At 35.5% G+C, this 13,217-nt stretch carries 16 protein-coding genes; 6 read left to right on the top strand and 10 right to left on the bottom strand.

The genetic code is table 11. The features are described from left to right. Positions 1-198: 198 nt before the first annotated feature. Positions 199-795: a hypothetical protein gene (locus AC3WLU_RS26150; RefSeq protein ID WP_052137250.1), complete on the bottom strand. Its 597-nt coding sequence runs from the start codon at positions 793-795 to the stop codon at positions 199-201. Between the two features lie 296 nt (positions 796-1,091). Here AC3WLU_RS26150 and AC3WLU_RS26145 point away from each other — a divergent pair, with 296 nt between their 5' ends. The 3 genes from AC3WLU_RS26145 to AC3WLU_RS26135 all read left to right on the top strand — a co-directional run bounded on the left by AC3WLU_RS26145 (position 1,092) and on the right by AC3WLU_RS26135 (position 4,082). Continuing rightward, positions 1,092-1,565, top strand: coding sequence for an NUDIX hydrolase (locus AC3WLU_RS26145; protein WP_057277580.1), 474 nt, complete (start codon positions 1,092-1,094; stop codon positions 1,563-1,565). After that, positions 1,565-2,653, top strand: a complete 1,089-nt coding sequence (locus AC3WLU_RS26140) for a glycosyltransferase (protein ID WP_222619818.1) — start codon at positions 1,565-1,567, stop codon at positions 2,651-2,653. Before AC3WLU_RS26145 ends, AC3WLU_RS26140 begins: the two co-directional genes overlap by 1 nt. Positions 2,654-3,293: 640 nt before the next feature. Further along, complete coding sequence (locus AC3WLU_RS26135) at positions 3,294-4,082, top strand: HipA family kinase (protein WP_057277578.1); 789 nt, start codon at positions 3,294-3,296, stop codon at positions 4,080-4,082. A gap of 61 nt (positions 4,083-4,143) precedes the next feature. Here AC3WLU_RS26135 and AC3WLU_RS26130 read toward each other — a convergent pair whose 3' ends face one another. Next, on the bottom strand, positions 4,144-4,713 hold the full coding sequence (locus AC3WLU_RS26130; protein ID WP_492598175.1) for a kinase: 570 nt from the start codon (positions 4,711-4,713) through the stop codon (positions 4,144-4,146). Positions 4,714-5,005: 292 nt separating this feature from the next. On the opposite strand from AC3WLU_RS26130, the gene AC3WLU_RS26125 reads away from it, so the two are divergent. Then, complete coding sequence (locus AC3WLU_RS26125; protein WP_063576161.1) at positions 5,006-5,659, top strand: 2OG-Fe(II) oxygenase; 654 nt, start codon at positions 5,006-5,008, stop codon at positions 5,657-5,659. Positions 5,660-5,891: 232 nt separating this feature from the next. Here AC3WLU_RS26125 and AC3WLU_RS26120 read toward each other — a convergent pair whose 3' ends face one another. The 5 genes from AC3WLU_RS26120 to AC3WLU_RS26100 all read right to left on the bottom strand — a co-directional run bounded on the left by AC3WLU_RS26120 (position 5,892) and on the right by AC3WLU_RS26100 (position 9,762). Next, on the bottom strand, positions 5,892-6,671 hold the full coding sequence (locus AC3WLU_RS26120) for a hypothetical protein (protein ID WP_063576160.1): 780 nt from the start codon (positions 6,669-6,671) through the stop codon (positions 5,892-5,894). Between the two features lie 511 nt (positions 6,672-7,182). Continuing rightward, positions 7,183-7,608: a VOC family protein gene (locus AC3WLU_RS26115; RefSeq protein WP_057277574.1), complete on the bottom strand. Its 426-nt coding sequence runs from the start codon at positions 7,606-7,608 to the stop codon at positions 7,183-7,185. Between the two features lie 385 nt (positions 7,609-7,993). Continuing rightward, positions 7,994-8,422: a DoxX family protein gene (locus tag AC3WLU_RS26110; RefSeq protein ID WP_492598174.1), complete on the bottom strand. Its 429-nt coding sequence runs from the start codon at positions 8,420-8,422 to the stop codon at positions 7,994-7,996. A gap of 72 nt (positions 8,423-8,494) precedes the next feature. Next, positions 8,495-9,346: a M56 family metallopeptidase gene (locus AC3WLU_RS26105; RefSeq protein ID WP_492598173.1), complete on the bottom strand. Its 852-nt coding sequence runs from the start codon at positions 9,344-9,346 to the stop codon at positions 8,495-8,497. Further along, a complete protein-coding gene (locus AC3WLU_RS26100) occupies positions 9,346-9,762 on the bottom strand; it encodes a BlaI/MecI/CopY family transcriptional regulator (RefSeq protein WP_057277570.1) in 417 nt (138 codons plus the stop codon). Before AC3WLU_RS26100 ends, AC3WLU_RS26105 begins: the two co-directional genes overlap by 1 nt. A gap of 432 nt (positions 9,763-10,194) precedes the next feature. Here AC3WLU_RS26100 and AC3WLU_RS26095 point away from each other — a divergent pair, with 432 nt between their 5' ends. Continuing rightward, the gene (locus AC3WLU_RS26095) at positions 10,195-10,413 is read left to right on the top strand and encodes a DUF4180 domain-containing protein (RefSeq protein WP_492598177.1); all 219 of its coding nucleotides are present in this window, start codon (positions 10,195-10,197) and stop codon (positions 10,411-10,413) included. 209 nt (positions 10,414-10,622) lie between these two features. Here the strand turns inward: AC3WLU_RS26095 and AC3WLU_RS26090 are convergent, their stop codons facing one another. The 3 genes from AC3WLU_RS26090 to AC3WLU_RS26080 all read right to left on the bottom strand — a co-directional run bounded on the left by AC3WLU_RS26090 (position 10,623) and on the right by AC3WLU_RS26080 (position 12,341). Beyond that, positions 10,623-11,330, bottom strand: a complete 708-nt coding sequence (locus AC3WLU_RS26090; protein ID WP_411740212.1) for an NAD(P)H-binding protein — start codon at positions 11,328-11,330, stop codon at positions 10,623-10,625. Positions 11,331-11,399: 69 nt separating this feature from the next. Beyond that, the gene (locus tag AC3WLU_RS26085; protein ID WP_492598176.1) at positions 11,400-11,969 is read right to left on the bottom strand and encodes a histidine phosphatase family protein; all 570 of its coding nucleotides are present in this window, start codon (positions 11,967-11,969) and stop codon (positions 11,400-11,402) included. Between the two features lie 27 nt (positions 11,970-11,996). Next, complete coding sequence (locus AC3WLU_RS26080) at positions 11,997-12,341, bottom strand: avidin-fold protein (RefSeq protein WP_048680864.1); 345 nt, start codon at positions 12,339-12,341, stop codon at positions 11,997-11,999. 242 nt (positions 12,342-12,583) lie between these two features. On the opposite strand from AC3WLU_RS26080, the gene AC3WLU_RS26075 reads away from it, so the two are divergent. Next, positions 12,584-13,105 (top strand): DUF2179 domain-containing protein, encoded by a 522-nt coding sequence (locus AC3WLU_RS26075; protein ID WP_034306915.1) that lies wholly within the window; start codon positions 12,584-12,586, stop codon positions 13,103-13,105. The last annotated feature ends 112 nt before the right edge of the window (positions 13,106-13,217 follow it).

Here is a 13,217-nt window from a genome sequence, read left to right as displayed (position 1 = left end):
TCTTCTGAAGAAAATCTCGCCATAAAAAAGCTGCACCTCCAATTGTTAGTTGTGTCTAACAATTGGGGTGCAGTTCAATGTTAAGGGTTCGACTTTCCTCTTTTAAGTTTCCCTGCTTGTACGACATAATTGGATTTGTAGGAAATCATCATAGATTTTTTGCGATATTGGCCCACTTAACATTTCGCATATTCTCATTTATATCGCATTGAAGTCGATATTTTTTTGCCATTCTTCATACGATTCAGGATCGATTTTCTTTGCTTGTTTCAGGAAAGTATCCAATAACCCCAATTTCTTTAAATCACGAAACATCTTTGGATTATATGGATCATTCATTGTGAGGCCATCTGAATGATCGATTGCTTTCAGCACATTTCCCTTTGTTACAACAAAATGTCCGATTGAGGTCTTGATTCTAATAAATCCAACTCTCTTCAGTTCCTTTCGAATCATTATGATTTGTTCTGTAATCGATTCGGGAATATCTTGCTTCCCTTTCAAAAAATCTTTTAGATTAGGACCTTTTAAATATTCCATAATTACATAGTTTGGTCCGACTTCATATAACCTCGGAACAATATGAGTATCCTTAGCTGCTTCAAGTGCTTTCCCCTCTTTAGTTGCTGCATTTGGATTGACATAGATTTTTACGCAAATATCTTCATCAAGCTGAAAAACTGCACCTTGACTTCCTGCCCCAATTAGTTTTAATGTGGTTGGATTATGAATAAGAAGTTCCTTTTTACCGTTCTTTTCAATTCTTTCAACCCTAATTAATTTAAAATCATTCATCTGATCTACCACCTCTTTGCTGCTTATTAATAACCATAATATCTATACTATGAAATCATCGAATAGTTGCTTTAGGATAATAACACTTTTTCAAAAAATTAAGTCATACCTTCTTTTATTGAGTTCTTAAGGAAAGCCTTTCCTAGCATTTCTTCAGATTCTTATGCTCATACACATACAAATAAGAACTTTACAAAAAACAAACAAATATATGTACTTGTCCGTTTCAAATCTTTTCCATTTTGCATTTACTATAAAAGTGGATTAACCAGAAAATATCAGAAAGGGGACTTGAGATGGGATACATTGAAGATTTACGTGCTCTCGTTGGAACTAGAGCTTTGATACTTACTGGGGTCACCGTTTTGGTTATCGATCAGAACAGCCGTTTTCTAATGGTACAATCCGAAAAAATGTGGAAATTGCCGGGCGGCTTCATCGAATTAGGAGAATCTGCGGAAGAGGCATGCAGACGTGAAATTTTGGAGGAAACAGGAATTAACATCGGAAACCTTCAATTAATTGGCGTTTTTTCAGGGAAGGACTATTTTACGAAGCTGCCTAATGGTGATCAATACTTTTCAGTCAACATTGCTTACGTTACCGAAGAAATACTCAGCGGAGATTTAAAACCTGATGATATAGAAATACAAAAAGTACAATTTTTTAAATGGTCCGCTTTTCCGAATGATCTTTCTGAACGAGATCGCCAAATATTTCAAAGTTTTATCGAAAATTTGATTTTAGATAGAAGAAAGGGATTGAAATAGTGAAGACAATCGCTTTTTACATTAGAGAACCTATAAAAATCAATCAAGGATTTATGTACAATCAAATCATTATGCTGGATCAATATCGCCCTATTGTTATAGGCCCATACCCAAATTGCGACAATGTTCAATATCAGTTTGAACACTATTATAATTTGAACGAAATTCAAGACCTTGGAGCCTTCTTTAAGGAGCAAAATGTCGTAGCGATTCACGCTCATCAGGGGAAACATTCCATCGATATATTACCAGCAGCTATAGAGTATGATATACCTTTGGTTGTACATTTTCGAGGACGTGATTCTTCCACTCAAACATTTAAGAGATTTCGCAAAAATGTCCTCCGATATCAAAATTTAGTAAAACATGGAGCTGCTTGTTTTTCAGTCTGCCATTTTCTTGCAGATGAATTAAAAAAATTAGGATTTAAAGAAGATAAAATACATGTACTATATGGGGGGCTGGATTTAGATTTATACCCATTTGTCCAACGTTCCCTACCTAATGAAGGAGAAATCCGAATCTTGTCCGTAGCCAGACTTGTCGAGAAAAAGGGATTCCTTACACTTTTGAAGGCTTTTCAACGGATTCATCAGGAATACCCAAGAACGACACTGCACATCATTGGGACAGGTAAAGATGAAGAGAAGTTAAGAATTTTCATTGATGAAAATCAATTAAACGAGCGCGTTTTTCTTAGAGGACCAATGGATTCAAACCAAATTTCTAACGAATTAAGAGATTCCCACCTCTTTTGCCTTGCCAGTGAAACAGGCGAAGATGGTGATGTAGAAGGGATTCCAAATGCACTAAAAGAAGCTATGGCAAGTGGTTTACCAGTCATCTCCACCTTTCACGCTGGGATTCCGGAATTGATTGAGCATAAAAAAACAGGTTACCTTGTTCCTGAGAAAGATGATTTAAAATTGGCTCAAGGTCTAAAATATTTCCTGAGTCATCCAAGAGTATGGAAGAGATATACCAGAAGTGCAAGACAGGTAATTGATGAAAATTTCGATTTGAATAAACAAATCATCGAACAACAAAGGCTATACAGCTTAATAGAAAAAAACAACGAAATTAATTAACCATGAGTCAGTCCAAAATAACCTGTTGAGCTCGTAAAATCATTAATTTGTGGAAAGGTACATGTCATGCTTTTTAGCGATGGTAAAAAGTTTGTAATTAAATGAATGGCACTGAAAATAAAAGAACCAATAATAGTAGTAATTGAGTATCTGTGCAATAAATTAGCATTGTTCCTTCCTTTTGTCCCCGTCGGACTAATTTATACCCATGACGAAATCATAAAAATACTCCCAAATTACATTCCAAAAATACAAATTTAGTTCAGATCCACTATTCGTGTTTATTTATCGAGAATAGTATTTTACTTGAACTTAGTGAAGGCGACAATTTTGTCCATATGATTGATCCCAGAATTCGGGTGATATCGTAGCATGCAAAAATGAGTTCTCAGGTACTGTATCAGTTACCAAGAAACTTATCCATTTGCCGTCTCTATGCTAAATGATGGGTTTTAACATGATTTGTATTCCTTCCCAAAGGAAAAAAGTGAAGTGCTGTACAAATTTCTTTTAAGAAAAGTCATTTACCGAAACTTATAATGAATTTCATCAATCAATACAGAAGCAATAATGTTAATGAAAAAGATAAGGTGAAAATGAAAAAGAGCTAGACAAATATTTGTAAAGGAGACAAAGTGATATGACAAAATATCCAGTTAAATATGTACAAACATTAAGGGGCGGAACCGCACATGTCATTCTTTTCAGCGATGGTAAAGAATATGTCGTGAAGTGGTTCGATACTAAGAAAGACAGAGAAAAGGAAGTGGTCAATGAATACCTGATCGGAAAGTTGGCAGAGCTCCTTTCACTTCCCGTTATCCCATTTGATCTTGTATATATACCGGAAGATTTCATCAAGAAGACGCCTGAATTACAATCCACTCAACACAACTATAGTTCTGGATACCAATATGGCTGTGTATTTATTAGAAACAGTACCGTTTTCGAGAATGTTAGAGAAAATCCTCCCACAAAGACGGATGTTAAAAACCGGGATATGCTTGCCGGTATAACGGTATTCGACCAATGGGTGAATAACTCTGATCGAGGTACGATGAATGTCATTTTGGAAAATCTCAGCGATGGCGGATATTATGTCCATATGATTGATCATGGCAGAGTTTTTCCAGGACGCTACCAATGGTCTGCTCAAACATTAAGTGAAACACCAGTATATAACTACCATTGGCCTTTTTATAAGTGGGCCTTCTCTCTTCTCGATGATCACAAAGAGCTTACATCGTTTATAGAAAAAATTGTGAAATTGCCGAACAAATCGATCTATCAAGTAATCGAATCCCTCCCTAAAGAGTGGAATGTGAAAACGAAGGATAGAGATGCTCTCTACAAGTTTCTTTTAGAACAGAAAAATAAATTGCCTGAAATCGTTGAACGTATCATCCAGCATCATAGCAATCCCAAATAACGCTGGTTATTTCCATAGAAAAAAGTAACTCTTATTTGCTTTAAAGGAGTTACTTTTTTATTTATAAATTTTTCCATTCTATATAGGATTCGGGAGCCATTTCTTTTAACTCTTCCAAGAACATTGGTAATAGACCTAACTTTTTTAGGCCTTTGAATATCAACTCTGGTTTGTTTCGAATCCGTGTAAAGGAGCTATAATGATCTATTACTTTTAACTCTTCTTCCTTAGTTACAATAATGTGGCGCAAATCGGCATCCAATCTGGTAAAATTTAATCGCTTCATTTCTTCTAAAACAAAAAGAATTTGCCTCATCAATTTTTCGGATAGGATCCCCCCAGATTCTAAATATTGAAATAAAGTTGGCCCTTCAAGATATTCCATAATAATATAGTTATGCCCCACCTCATAAAGCCGTGGAATAGTGGGAGACTCCTGTGCAATTTTTAATACATTTCCCTCTTTAGCCGCAAATTCTGGTTTTGCACAAATTTTCACACATTTATCTGAAGAAATTTTAAAAACGGCCCCTTGCGCCCCCTTTTCGATCAGTGGAAACGACGTCGGATTTTTTATCACATCCACTTTTTTAATTCCTTCAGTAACACAGATAGATTTAAAGTTCTCCACTTTCAATCACTCCTTAACATTCACTATCGTACTATTACTTTTTATCCTTTGTCTCTTTTTCTCTAAGATTCTTGGTTTGAATCCTCCGTCCCCTTTTCATTGTGCTCATTCTGAAAGAAAACGGCTTTGATAGGGTTAAGAGAATAGCTTTCATCCAGTAATTTTTACTTGTCGACGGAAATAAGTAACAGATACATAACAATGTTCATGGTATAATTAACATAGGAAAATGCTTACAGAATAATCCAAACTTTTGGTTCTGAAAATTCATTCTTTTGGGAGTCGATGAAAGTTGACAGTGGATAATAAAACAAGTAAAGAACAAACGATTTTTAATCATATTGGAAATAAAATCAAAACTGAAGACAGAGAAATAAATGTAGTTGCTAGATTAGAAGAACCTCTAATTGTAGTTTTAGAAAATGTTTTGAGTGACGAAGAATGTGACGGACTTATTGAAATGTCAAAAGACAAAATGAATCGTTCCAAAATTGGAGTTACGCACGAAGTAAATGAGATAAGAACAAGCAGCAGTATGTTTTTTCAAGAAAATGAATATGACATCCTTACCAAAATTGAAAAAAGGATATCAACAATCATGAATATACCCGTTGAACATGGAGAGGGTATTCAAATTCTTAAATACACTCCTGGACAAGAGTATAAAGCTCATTTTGATTTTTTTACATCTTCAAGTATTGCAGCAAAAAATAATAGAATTAGCACAATCATCTTGTACTTAAATGATGTGGAGCATGGAGGGGAAACTTTTTTTCCTAAATTGAATTTTTCAGTATCTCCGCGAAAGGGAATGGCTGTGTATTTCGAATATTTTTACAACGATAAAAACCTAAACGAACTAACTTTACACGGTGGGGCGCCCGTTATCACGGGGGAAAAATGGGTTGCAACACAATGGATGAGGAGACAGAGTAGCCGCTCATGATGTGTATACGATAGACTTTAAAAGCCTCAATTTTAGGTGCCTAATGAACAATGGCACCTATTCGTTCATTTAAAATTCTCCTATTTAAAATCGCCAAACATAAAATAATGATCAATAGTCTAAATTGACATTGTTTCGTCCCATCAAACTATTTCCGACGTTTCAAATTACGCTTTTCCCCTAGGTTTTTCTTTAGGTTTGATGTAAAAATACCTTTGCATGCATTCACTATTCATTTACCTTTGTTGCTCTTTCTAAAATTATCGTAATCAGTCTTAATGTAATGAAATACCTTCGCGTTGCCATTATGGTCTGGATGAGTTATTTTTAGTAACCCTTTATATTCTGCCAATACTTCTTTATCGCTCGCCATTTTAGAAAGCCCTAATTTTTCACTATAATCATTGGATTGAATAGTGGAGTCCATCATGTAATTGTTTCTGATTTTTTCTTTTAATTTTATCAATTCATTACGTAATTCAATATTTTCTTTTAATAAATCCTTTGATTCATTTTGTAATTCACTTTTCTCATTCTTTAGAATGGCAACTTCCTTTTTGAACATATCCCTTTGCTGAATCAATATTCTTTTTGCTGTCTCATGAAGCTCTTCGATACCTTCTATATGCTTTTCTTGAGCTTGTATTTTTAATTTTAATCGGTGTATGATTTCGTCCTTATTTTGATTTATACTATCATTTATAGCCAGCTTTGAAGCTGTGTCATCACTTATGTATCCGGTGTTCCTCTTTCCGTTCCCGGCGTATTTAATCTTACCTTCGCCAAGCCAGCGCCTGACAGTCTGTACACTATTACTTTCTGTTACTCCTGCATCTTTTAACATTTCAAATGCTTGATCTGTGTCATCCATTATGTATCCGGTTTTCCTATTCCCGATGCCTCCCTCATATTTAATCTTACCTTCACGAAGCCAGCGTCTAACAGTTTGTATACTACTGCTTTCTGATACTCCTGCATCCTTTAGCAGGTCGAAAGCTTGATCTGTGTTCACATTGTTTCCCCTTTCCCCTTATTACGCAATGAATTGTTACTTCGAATGATATGATAGTACCTTATTAAAAGGAAAAATTTTTACAAAGAAGGAGCCTAATTTGTATGTCAATGTTTTAAATAATAGCATAGGCATATTCTAAACAAAGAACAAATAGATGAAGAATATATGACGAATATCACAGGGAGATAACGATAATGTATCAGAGTAAAATTGTGGAACCAGAAAACTACGTATTCATGATATCATTGGTGGAGTGACGAGCTATATATATACATTCAGATTGAATCTAGAATCCAGTGACAGTGAGAATAGAACGCCTACTTAATCTATAAACGTGATGTTATCTTATATGCTTCCGTGGGGGGATCTTTTGATGCCCTATGAAAAGAGATAAGAGTCATACTTAAAAATCCCGGTCTCTCAGTAATATTAATGAGAAATCGGGATTTATTTATTCACACATTACAGCTGCAACTATTCACCAAAACAGCTGTTATTATTTAACAAATTATTTTTCACCCTCTGTATAAATTTGAAAGGTTACACCGAATTTGTCTGTTACAATCCCATAAGCAGGGCTGAAAAAAGCTTCCTGCAGAGGCATTTTTACTTCTCCACCTTGCGACAAAGTTTCAAAGATTCGTTTTGATTTTTCAATTTCGTTAATTGAAATGCAGATCGTGACTTGATCACCAGATTGACTGGTTTGACCTGGAAACGTATCCGAAAACATGAAGTCCGTTTCCCCAACCTTTAACATTGCGTGTGCCACAAGATCCTTAGCTTCTTCTGGCAGAGGAAATTCGGGATTTTCTGGCATTTCTCCAAAAGTTTGATTAAAGAGGACTTTTGCATCCAATGCTTTTTCGTAAAATTGAATCGCTTCCTTCGCATTTCCGTTCATCATTAAATATGGAGATAATCGCATGGTCATAATTAGATGACTCCTTTTGTTTTGATTTTTTTACTAAGCTTGGAAATTTCCAAGCTTGCTTTTGAACTGTCAATGGCAATAATCACTATACCATTATTACCCATGATTGAATTTTATAACACAGAACATGCGTTCGTAAATGGGAATTTACAGAAAACTATCAAATTTTCTACATGTTGAATTGAAAATTCCAAGGTTATTGATGTATAGACAAAGTATGTCACGTTATGGCAGTTATGGAAAACTTCTTTAATTCGTGGTTTTTCAAATCATGAAGCATTTCAAATAAGAATAGGTGAAATGAAAAAGGCATGACCCTAGTAGATTACCGGTATCATGCCTCAAGAAAAAAGTGTTGGAATTTTTGTAATGTCGCTTAATCTTATTAACTTGCTATCCTTTCTGAATCCTGTGTTTTTTTAAGTTTTGGTAACTTAGAGTCTATAGATAGGAAGCGGCTTCCATTCAATACTAGGTGAAGCGCAATAATCATAAGAACGAGATCCAGTTCATACCCTGAGCCTTCCCCATTCCCCATAAAACCTGCTGGGAATTTCACATAAACAATTGCACCAGCCATGATGAATACAAGGAGGGCAGAAATTATTCTTGTTCCAAGACCTATTATTAAAGCAATTCCTCCAACCAATTCAATCATACCGACTACATAGGCCATGAATCCCGGAATGCCTATACTTTGAAACCACCCTGAAGTGTTTTCCAATCCACCATTGAATTTTGACAAACCATGCAAGAAAAATGAAATTCCCAACATAACCCTTAATAAAAAGGTACCGATTTCTTGTTTATTCATGACACATCTCCTTTTTTATATTTAACACTACAAAGTGTAGTGTAAAGTGGTAAAAAAATCAAGTGAAAGTCATCAGACAATCACTATAGTCATTCCTATAAGGATAACCAAAACATAAATGGAAACAAAAATCGTGGTAGTTTCAGCCCTTAAAGGAATTGTTTTATGGGGATCAATTAATTGCTGAAGTCTATAGTTAACTGATTCATTCGAGAAATGAACAAGGATAGGAAAGGATTTATCAGTGCACCCATGTTTAATTAACTTCAATAAAGCGGCACTTATTCCTAATTCAGTCCCCATTTTATGAATCGCATTTTCGTCGGCTGATAATTCACTTATTATTTTGTAATTTTTATGACACCATTTTGTCAATGGGACAAACCATAACGCATTTGAAATCAACTGTAAAATAAAGATGACCAGTGGATCATATTTCTTTTGGTGAAAGGCCTCATGCTCCACTACCGCTTCTAGTTCATCAAAGTCCAGTAATCGAATTAAACCAGTACTGAACACAATGAAAGGCCGCCTGAAACCAATCGTAAACGCAAGAGGCTGTTCAGCGTTCACAACTAAGATATCATTGTTGACCCGATTGAATGTTTCATTTACATTCCTTGTCATATCAACGTTTTTTGAAAGAAAAAGCTTTTGTTTAAACCTTCTGGATAAGAAATATTGCTCTGCAATTTTGAATAAGGTTCTCAATATACTATAGGATATTATTATACTGAGCAGTGTGACGACCACAAAGTAGTATACTGAATCTTCCTTGAATAAACTAAAACAAAATTTAAAGAAATTAGCTTTAATATTCACGCCAAAAAAGATGTGTACTAAAAAGGCTCCCATTTGGCACCATACTACACAGGCTATTAAAAGACTCAGGCTTATCACAAAATAAGACTTTCTCTTCCACATTATAATTTATCCTTTTTTAACGATTGAATTTTTTGTTCCAATTTTTCAATTAAACCTTGGTCAGCGTCTTTCATGGCATCCAGCATATGGCTTATGACCGCTCCACCAAATTCATCCAGCAAGTTCTCAGTCAGTTTCTTTGACTGCTCTTCAAAAAACTCCTCTTTGGACTGCACCGGGCGAAATAATGAAAGCCTTCCTTCAGACCTCTTTTCAAGAATGCCTTTTTCGACTAAACGATTCATGACGGTCATTACTGTGTTGAAATTGATAGGTTTGTCAACTTCCAATGATTGTTGAACCGCTTTAATGCTTTGTTCATCTTTATCCCATAAATATTCCATGATATTTGCTTCCAATGGACCAAAGAAACGATTCAGTCCAACTTCATCATATTTAAAATTTTTAATATTCATCCTTTTCCACCTCCCACTACAAATTGTAGTGGAAATCACTGTTACAATCAAGTTTCATCCGGAAGATTTGAACGTTGATTTCCACTCCGGGTACTCGCTTTCACCCCAGGAGTCTCTTACCTTCCGTTCCAATCAACTGAAACGTTTATAAATAAAAAATGTAGGTAAACTGGCTTTTCTTCTAGTTTGACTACAGTCTAAAACGAGCCTTTTACAGGCAAGTTTTTATAATTAATAGTAATCCTTTGTCCTCCATTTCCTCAAATTTATAAATGCTTTATAAAAAAGGAAGTCAATTTTATCTAGGGCTTCATTATTTAGATAACCAGCTGAAAGGAACACAAAGTGCATTGGATATAATTATGACGATTAGTAGCAAAACCGGTAGCAGTCGAATAGTACTAAACAAGAAGCAATTTAAGAAGATTTTTTATAGCTAAGTACAAAACTTGCAGGAGGATCCTTCGAAAATTTGCCAACTTCCATATTGAATTTGCAATCATAGGGGATTTTTCATCTTATACCAGTAAGCCACTGAAAGATTTCATTTATGAGTTTAATAAAGGGAACAATTTTTTTTTGTTCCATCAGAACAAGAAGCGATCGATAACTTGTCTAAAGCACTATAAACATTATCAGAAAAATTTCTAAAAAAGACCTGGATCTTTATACTCGGTTTTCTTATTGAGCTAACTCAGCTATAGAAACAACTAAAAACCTTTGGCATTGCTTATTACCAAGACCTTCTGGTTCTCCACCTTTATTACACAGGAATTTAAAAACGAGCCTATTGGGGCCCGTTTTCAGTATATCGTCGGCATGGTCTTCTAAAAACCTTCATTTTTACAGGAAACTTGTATCTATTTTTTTACTATTTTATCCGGATGATCACTATTAATCGTAACTCTTTGTGCAAGTTCCTCTATTTCAGCAGAATCATAAAAATGATATCCTTTTGCCGTCGTTTGTGCCGCAACGTACATTGCAGCAGCTACTTTGTTTGCTTCTATTGCACGATATGGACGTAAAGGGCCTACAAAGACAAATTTTGCAAAAGTACTTAGCAGCCCAGAAATCTTTTCACCTGCCCTGAATTCCTTTCGTTCTCCAAGAAGTAAGGAAGGACGGAAAATATGTACAGTATTCAATGCCAGATGTTGTAATGTACCTTCCACATCACCTTTAACACGGCTGTAGAAGAACTTTGATTTGGAATTGGCACCCTTGGCCGTAATGACGAGTATTTTTTCAACATTGGATGTCTTTGCCAATCTAGCTGCTTCAATTACATAATCATAATCCACTTTACGAAATGCTTCCTTCGATTTAGCCTTTTTAATAGTTGTACCCAAACAAATGAACACATCGGTGACTTTGAACAAATCGGCATACTTGGATAAATTACCGAAATCCACAACATGACCTATGCATTTGGGATCGGCGAGTTTCAGTGCCCTTCTTGTCAGCAAATGGATTTCACTATAGAGTTTGCTTTTGCCTAGCTCTTTAACCAACTGGGTGCCTACCATACCTGTAGCGCCTAAAATCAATGCCTTCTTATTAGTCATGATTTCCTTCTTTCTATAATTAGCTTTTCAATCAACCATTTCCTTTTTAACTAACCTACCTTAATAGGACTAAGATAAATGATTCACTTGATTGAAATCATCAATTATCCAAGAATCAACTTCAAATCTAATCGTACTCAAACATGCATTGAACAAGCGCATTTCGTTGGATACGATTGACTCATTTGACATCAAGCGTAAAATAAAATGAATGACTGCTCCATGTGCAACAAGTATAACTTTCTTCTCAGGATACTCCTTCTGAATTTCCTGGAGCCCATGCATCAGCCTGTTTCGTAGAGATTCCTGATTTTCCTGACCAGGATAATCTTTATCCCTGAATGCAGACTTCCTTTCCGCCGCAGTCATTCCTTCAGCGACGCCAAAATTCTTTTCTATGAATTCCATTTTTTCAATAACCGGTACTTCAATATAGTGCGAAATGATATCCGCCGTCTCCCTTGCCCTCTTCAGGGGGCTTGTAATAATTACATCCCAATCATCTTTTGACAAAAATTCACCACATTGCCGTGCCTGTATCTTTCCAAGTTCATTTAAAGGAATATCAGTCTGCCCTTGCAGCTTTCCTAGTGCATTCCAATCTGTTTGACCATGCCGCACTAAACAAATAGTAGTAATTGTCCTCAAACCCCTCTAAGTAGATTGTTATTTTCTCACTTCTTCAATGATGGAATGTCCTTCAGTCCGTTCGAGATCTGACCATTTCCACTTTTCATGTAAGCGCAACCTTCCATCAGGCAGCATTTCAGGGGTGGAAAGGCAGCTGCCTCCTCTAATTTCCCCTTTTTCATTGATATGATTATATCTGAATTCCAGAGTTCCATCCAGATTGACCAGCCCTATTAAAGTCCCTTTAACAATCTCTCCCCCCTGATAACTTGCTGAAAGAATTGAGCCGTCTTGTGAATAGTGGAAGGTAGTATTTCCTGACACTTCTCCATTTTCAGAATTGATTTTAGCTTTGAATATCCGACCATCATAATTAAACATCATCATTCCCCCATATGAATTAATAAGGATAATGATACCAAATTTATTAAAAAAAGAATATTGAAAAATCTTATGGGAATTTTAATTCTGTGTCCATGGAAATGACACAAAAAATACATAATATTCCCCATTGAATTCTCCTATTATGATGTGGTTATATTAGGGAAGATGTTACTTATGGAATGAACAATTCCTAATTTGAAACGTCTAATCAAACTGGAAGATTTTGGTGAGGTGCTCAAGTGAAAGAAATACTTCTGATTCTACTATTACAACTTATTTATGTTCCGATTTACACATTGCGAACCATTTTCTTAGTAAAAAATATTACCATACTCGCCTCGATACTGGGTATCGCAGAAATGTTAATATACGTTTTTGGATTATCCCTCGTATTTGGAGGTGACCAAAGCATACTCGCCATGGTTGTATATGCAGTCGGTTTTGGAATCGGAATAATTTTTGGTACGAAAATTGAGCAAAAACTTGCCATCGGTTTTATTAATGTAACCGTTAATACTCAAACCAAAAATGAACATTTGGTAGATACATTGAGGAACAACGGATTTGGTGTAACTCTATATACGGGCGAGGGCAGGGATAGCAACCGTTATCGTATGGAAATCTTGACCAAACGCAATCGGGAACAAGAATTGATAGCAACCGTTGAAAAGTTTGAACCTAAGGCTTTCATCATTTCATATGAACCACGTTATTTTAAAGGTGGATTTTTATTGGATCGGTTGAAAAATAAAGCAAGCTGAAAATGAAAAGCAAAAGCCCATCTTATTAAGATGGGCTTGATCTGACCCAATAAAGTTAGACATATAATTTAAGCAGCTTCTAAGACCTGAGTTCGGTATTCTATCGGACTCA

It is taken from the genome of Peribacillus sp. FW305-BF15 (assembly GCF_058783805.1).
Note: the sequence above shows the minus strand (reverse complement) of the source record. Positions and strands in the feature narration are given on the sequence as shown.